This is a genomic window from Rhodopirellula maiorica SM1, from assembly GCF_000346295.1.
GTDB classification, from domain to species: Bacteria; Planctomycetota; Planctomycetia; order Pirellulales; family Pirellulaceae; genus Novipirellula; species Novipirellula maiorica.
This window is the reverse complement of the sequence record NZ_ANOG01000873.1, coordinates 1-5,084: the sequence shown is the minus strand read 5'-3', so window position 1 is coordinate 5,084 and position 5,084 is coordinate 1. Positions and strand designations below refer to the sequence as shown.

The window sequence follows — 5,084 nt, the reverse complement described above, 5'->3', positions numbered from 1 at the left end:
CTTTGGTAACGACCAACGGAATCTGCACATTGAACGAATGAAGGACATTGTTTTCGTCCTTGGTATCGGAAGCGCACATCAATGCGATCGGTTTGCCGTTTTCTATTAGCACTTGCGGTCGTTCCAGGTGCGCGAAGTCTTGTTTGCGTCCATCTTCCCAAGTCAGGGATGGGTCCGAGATTTTGAAATACTTAGCTTCCTTCCAGTGGATCCCATTGTTGGAATCGTAGTGTGCTAAGAAAGCGATGCGATTCTTGCCTTGATTGCGCATGCACTTGACGATAGCCCGATATTTACCATCCTGATACCAGATGTAAGGGTCTTCGGCGGGAAAGCGATCCTTACCGTGTGTGAAAACAGGATCCGGGTACTTATTGAAAGGGCCTGTGGGACTATCGGCAATCGCCACCAGATGCACGACTGGTCCATAGTGAGGTGCGGGGTCTTCTTTGCCGACCGCCTTGTAGACCATCAAGATCCTGCCGTCGGGCATTTGGCAAACCGACGGATTGGACGTCATCGCCGCATCGGGTGCGGAGTCGTCGCCGTGAGTGATGTCCAGGACAGACTGTATTGGCGACTTTGCTATGGTTGATGTTTTCTGAGCCAGATGTTTCCTCTGCTCTTTGCTCGCCCCCTGTGTCAACGACTCATTGTCAGAAATACTCGGGTCGATTTTGTCAATATCGTGCCGCCTGGTTTCCACAGGCAAATGCGTCACTTTCTGCCCAGGAACGGACAAGGAACAACACAACAAGAACAATGGGGCAAAGGCGATACGCATCTTCTATTCTCCGTAGCCATAAGGATTTAACATGGGGTGGCTTTTCGTGAACAATTTCATGAAGGTCACGGTAAAGGCAATTGTGAACGCTGCTCTCGCAGTTTTATTCATGAACAAGGGCCGCATACCATTCTTGAAGCTTTAGGGTTGAGGGTCTTTCATCAAGGAACATTGCCGTTGCATGAGCTCCTAGACCTGAACTTGCATAGGTAACATCCGCCCCCACTTCAGCGAGCATCACTTTGAGGTCTTCACTGTCGTTGTCGGTATGGAATATCGGCCGCTGCCCAATTCTTCCGGCCCGCGCTTTTGCGCTGACTAATGTGGCCCCCTTCCAACCATCACCATCGTAGTGCTGGCAAGCATGAAAGCCTCGCCAGAGCGATGCAATCGAGTCGTTCCGCCTTCCGATGTATCCGCACGCAATCGCACCGCGCGAAAACCCTGTGATAACTAACCTTTCGCGGTCTCCACCAAATTTCCCAATGATTTCGTTGACGACTCGAATGGTGTAGTCTGCGGTGTCATCGGCATTGCCCCATCCGTCAGTCACCACCTTATCTTTCGCGTACTCAACGAACGGCATGGTAACCCAAATTGATTCGACATGTTTTCCCATGCCAAAACCAATCGCACCTTGATCGGGCAATCCGGTCGAGTAGCAATTTTCGGTGAAGTAGATGTTTCCCGGAAATTCCACGATCACAGGATACAGTTTTCCCTGCATCCAACTCTCGGGAAGATGCAACGCACAGTAGATGCCGGAGTCTTTGTCATCGCTCAGCTTGTAGCGAACGCGTCTGCCAGCGGATGCCTGGCCGTTTTCCACATTCGGAACCTCGATGCGACCTTCTCTCATGACCCAATCAGGAGCCGATCCACTCGCCTTGAGTCCTTTGACGCGAATTGTTGCGCCAACATCACACTTAGAAAGCATGACCTCGATGGACCTGATCCGATTTGGATTTAGTTTCGGAGTATTATCCTTGTATGTCGCGCGCAGGTTACACTTCAACGAGAGAGTTTCTCCTGGCTCAATAGTGGCGTTCTTGCCAACAGCACCCCATCCTTTGTCCGGCACGACCCAAAGCAGAACGTCAACCTCCCTAGCCGATAAATTTTCGACTTCGGCTTCAACTAACTTTGTGCTACCAAGGTTCCAACCAACTGCTGGAGACTCAATCGAAGCCCATGCGTAACGTGCGTCTTCCGTCTGCTCGATCGTTAATCGTCTTTCATCGTTCACCTTATCGAAGGCTGCCTCAACGCCGTGCGTCATGACCGATTTAGCAGTGTCAATATGCTGCCAAAGTTCGTGACCCTGTGCCGACGCGGCCGTTGCCGTCGGAATAGATATGACGAAAAAAAGAAATGTGGGTTTGAATCTCGTCGAGAGATACCTGTTGCTGATCATTACTTACCCTTGTATTTCTCTACAAGCATCCCGTATTCTCGTAGTCGGTCTGGACGGGCGTAGTCGAAATCATAGCCATGGCCGGTAACGCGAGGATCTTGTTGATGTTCCAGCTCTGCAAACAACTCGGACTTCATCTGCTCGACACGGGCGCCGTGCTGAGGGTTTGCCGCGAGGTTGTCCATGCAATCCGGGTCCGTGACTACGTTGTAGAGTTCAGCCTGTGGACGCTTGCCAAAGCAGAGCCGGTGATAAGGGTTGTCAGGCTGACTTTTCCAAATCGCCGACTTTGTCGGACTGCCATCGATGTCCCGGAATCCGGCTTCCGCTGTTCCACAGGGCCAACGTTCCGGTTCAAAATTGTGCATGTAATACATCCGATTGAACCGGAGTCCCTGACGCGCAATCGCATCAAAGTTCGGCGTCGACAAAAACTTGTGACCATACGCACTCGCGTGCGACATGTCGTCAGCCACTGCGAACAGGATATTTGGCGGTGACGAGTGGGCTTGCTGAGCGATCAGTGCGACCAACGCAGTAAGTACGCAGCAGCGCATCAAAAGCGGTCGGAAAGTATGGGGTTTGTCCGTTAGATATCGCATCATGATTATTTGGTGCTCTGTTGAGCTGATGTTGAAGAATGTCTATTGCTTTGCCGTCGGAGGCAACGATTGTTTGATAACGCGACTCCGTTCGGCTTCCTCTTTTTGGACGTTCACACCGTGTGCATCCGGCCACATCGGCTGGGTGTTCTCAGCATCCCAGCTTTGAATCAGTTTTTTCAGCCGCTGGACCCGATCGGGATATTTCGACGCCAGATTGTGACGCTCGCCGAGATCATTGCGGAGATCAAACAGCAAGTCCTTACGCTTGTACTGACTCATCACCAACTTGTGATCGCCTTCGCGAACCGCGTATCCATACTCGCCATCGCTCATCGAGTATCGCCAAAACAACGGGCGACGAGACAGACTGTTCAGATCTTGCTGAATGAGCGAGGGCAGAAGATTGAGGCCGTCGAGTCGGTCGGTAGCGTCTGAATCGATCTCACATGCAGCTAGAATCGTCGGATAGATATCGAGCGCCGACACAGGTTCCGAGATTCGCTGTCGTGCCGCTAGTTTCTTCGGCCACGAAATGCAAAACGGAACTCGTATGCCGCCTTCAAACAGCATGCCCTTGTGACCGCGTAGCGGCAGGTTGCTGGCGTGTTGAATTCGACCGCCATTGTCGCTGTAGAAGAATACAAGTGTGTTTTTCTTCAGTTGAAGTTCATCGAGCGTCTGCATCAGCTTGCCGATACCATCGTCCATTCCCGCGACCATAGCCCCATAGACTGCTCGGCCACCGTATTCAATGTGCCGAACCTTTTCCAAGTGCTTTCGCGTTGCGTGATCAGGTGCGTGCGGTGCGTTGTACGCGAGATACATAAAGAAAGGCTTGTCACGATTGCGTTTGACAAAGCCGACCGCTGCATGCGAAAAATCGTCGGTCAAATAGGTAAGCGTTTCGGGAGCAACCTGTTTGCCGTTGTTCATTACACCGCTCAGTGGGCGGCCCTTTTTGGGTGTTCCCCAATAGCTCAGTCCGCCACCGGTGAAGCCGAACCATTCATCAAATCCACGCTCGGTCGGCCAGAACGTCCTGGAATCGCCCAGATGCCACTTTCCAATCGCGACCGTACGGTATCCGTTGTCTCGCATGACGTCGGCAATTAGCGTTTCATCCACCGGCAATCCCGGCTCGAAGTGGCCCTCCTGTAAGGCCGGATTGCATTCGTGACCGAATCGCTGCTGGTAACGACCGGTCAGCAGTCCCGCACGGCTGGGGCTGCAATACGGGTGCGTAGCATAACCGGCTTCCAATACAATGCCTGAATGTGCCAACGCATCCAGATTGGGCGTCGGAATATCACACGGACCGTTGAAACCGACGTCACCATACCCGAGATCATCGGCAACAATCACGATGACATTGGGGCGGTCATCGGCAAGCAATTGAGAACCGGTTACCAGCCAGACGATCGACAGAGCTTTCAACCAAACGCCCAGCTGTCTGGGCTTGCGTGACTGCTCACATCGGTATCTTCTCAAATACATCATTGGGCTTTCCGTCCCTTTGTTTGATCAATTACGACAGTCGCAGGGGCTTGTTCGACTTCGCCTTTCGCGAACGTCACCAACCGCTGGCATTCGGCTCGCAACTGGTGGAGTTTGTCGGTGCAAGTAGGTCGCGTGGCAAGATTGACGCTCTCCGATGGATCCGTCGCGAGGTGGTATAGTTCCTCAAAGACCGGCTCTTCTCCGTTGATCGATGCCGTTAGCCAATCGTGATAGCTCGCGATCAATTTGGGCGTTGCTCGAAATTGTTTCTTTTTGGCGATCTCTTCAAACAGTGAACGATCGTTCTTGAAGTACCGAATGTATTTCCAACCATCGTCGGTTCGCACGCTCTCGATTCGCGGGTTACCGAACTGGGTCGACCAAAGATTCTCGGCGAAACTGCTGGACCTGACAGCATCCTCGGTTCCTTCGATGATTCCGCGCAAACTGTGCCCCTGCATTCCCCGGGGAAGTTCCACCCCAGCGCAGTCCAACAAAGTTGGCGCGATGTCGACTGATTCCACCAGAGCATTGGAGCGTCGACCGCACTCCGATGGGGCAACCCGAGGATCCATGATGATCAAGGGAACACGCAGGCAAGATTCGTAGTTGAGTGCTTTACCGCCGAGACCAAACTCGCCGTTCATGATTCCGTGATCACTGGCGAAAACGATGACAGTGTTGTCTGCAAGTCCTTCCCGATCGAGCTGTTCACGAATTCGGCCAACCATCTGATCGATGCCGTGGATCGTTTGTGCGCGCCGACAAGCCGCTCTTTGAGCGT

At 52.6% G+C, this 5,084-nt stretch carries 5 protein-coding genes; all 5 read right to left on the bottom strand.

The window, feature by feature from the left end; genetic code table 11:
- Window positions 1–784 (bottom strand): glycoside hydrolase family protein (locus tag RMSM_RS27900; protein WP_201767085.1); only part of this gene is annotated, 784 nt, incomplete at its 3' end.
- Window positions 785–887: 103 nt separating this feature from the next.
- On the bottom strand, window positions 888–2,198 hold the full coding sequence (locus RMSM_RS37430) for an alpha/beta hydrolase (RefSeq protein WP_008704997.1): 1,311 nt from the start codon (window positions 2,196–2,198) through the stop codon (window positions 888–890).
- Window positions 2,198–2,803, bottom strand: a complete 606-nt coding sequence (locus tag RMSM_RS27890; protein WP_144058021.1) for an alkaline phosphatase family protein — start codon at window positions 2,801–2,803, stop codon at window positions 2,198–2,200. Before RMSM_RS27890 ends, RMSM_RS37430 begins: the two co-directional genes overlap by 1 nt.
- 39 nt (window positions 2,804–2,842) lie before the next feature.
- On the bottom strand, window positions 2,843–4,237 hold the full coding sequence (locus RMSM_RS27885; protein ID WP_008704995.1) for a sulfatase-like hydrolase/transferase: 1,395 nt from the start codon (window positions 4,235–4,237) through the stop codon (window positions 2,843–2,845).
- Window positions 4,238–4,296: 59 nt separating this feature from the next.
- Window positions 4,297–5,084 (bottom strand): sulfatase-like hydrolase/transferase (locus RMSM_RS27880; RefSeq protein WP_040769703.1); only part of this gene is annotated, 788 nt, incomplete at its 5' end.

Excerpts from the sequence above, each read along its gene's own strand:
- RMSM_RS27890 (WP_144058021.1), bottom strand. The coding sequence starts at position 2,803 with ATGATGCGATATCTAACGGACAAACCCCATACTTTCCGACCGCTTTTG.
- RMSM_RS37430 (WP_008704997.1), bottom strand. The coding sequence starts at position 2,198 with ATGATCAGCAACAGGTATCTCTCGACGAGATTCAAACCCACATTTCTT.